The organism is Vibrio sp. 1874 (genome assembly GCF_033344395.1).
Lineage (GTDB): Bacteria > Pseudomonadota > Gammaproteobacteria > Enterobacterales > Vibrionaceae > Vibrio > Vibrio alginolyticus.
In genome coordinates, this window is the sequence record NZ_JAWPOR010000167.1 from 1 (window position 1) to 1083 (window position 1083).

The following is a 1083-nucleotide window of genomic DNA, read 5'->3' on the forward strand; positions in this document are numbered from 1 at the left end:
CGTAATAACTAATGACGCTATAAAGTTTTTTGTTATTATCAGATAATTGTCAGTAGTACATGGACTTAACCGTAGTCGTTTCATGGGAATCTTGGAATCCGATATTCAGTCGCAGCTGCATCAGCTGAGTTGTCAACTTGACCAACTCAGGCTGACACATCGTGATACTTCGCTCAAATTTAAGCGAGAACAACAAGTTCTCAAGCGCGTTGTGGCATCTTTGTCGTCTGCTTGCCAAGGCTCAAACACCCAAGTTGCTAACTATCTGTTTGAAATTCAGCAAGAGCTGCAACATCAAAAAGACATCAGCACTCTGATCCCGCGTTTGGCGGTACTTGAAAGAATGCTCAAACAGCAGTCGAAAACGATGGATAAACAGAACGGCTACCTCGATGAACAAATCAAACACAGCGGTGAGACACTCCAACGTGTTACGGGTTTGCCAGCGCAGTTAAAACGCGAACTGCGCAACTTAATGAGCTTCTCGGAAGTACACGCAGGGAAGAAAGTCGATCAAGCTACCCGTCTACTGAGCATCTACGAACGCGCGATTAAAATCATCACTTCGAACTCACGTTTACAACTCAGCGAATTCGAAAACAACCCAGACAAATCTCAACTAGAATGCCTCGCTGTCGATCTGCAACATACGATCACAGAACTTGATTTTGAAGGCGAATGTGGCGAGAGACTGCTTGATATTCGTGCAAAACTGTTGCTTGGCGTGAATGCAGAATCCTTAATCGAGCTGACGTTAAGCACTCTAAAGTTAGTCGTCGAAGCGACTAAGTTTGAGCGCAAAGCATCAAGCCAATTTCTCGATCAGTTAAACTCTGCTCTGGCGAGTAACCTCAAAACCGTCCATCAAAACGTCGATCAACACCATACTTATTTTGAGCATCGCCAAGAGCTAAATGCAGAAATGAATGGTTTGGTTGAACTCAGCCAACAATCTCTCGACCAAGCACAGGATTTAGCAGAACTCAAACAAGAAGTCGCTCCATTACTGGCCAAAATGGCCTCGTTAACCGAGCGCCTCAAGATGACGGAAGAGAGAGAACAGGCCCTGCAAGAACGTTTAAG

Annotated in this window: 1 pseudogene; it reads left to right on the forward strand. The window is 44.9% G+C overall.

The window, feature by feature from the left end:
* Window positions 1–82 precede the first annotated feature (82 nt).
* A pseudogene (locus tag R8N46_RS25360) lies at window positions 83–1083 on the forward strand (GGDEF domain-containing protein); the annotation flags it as partial.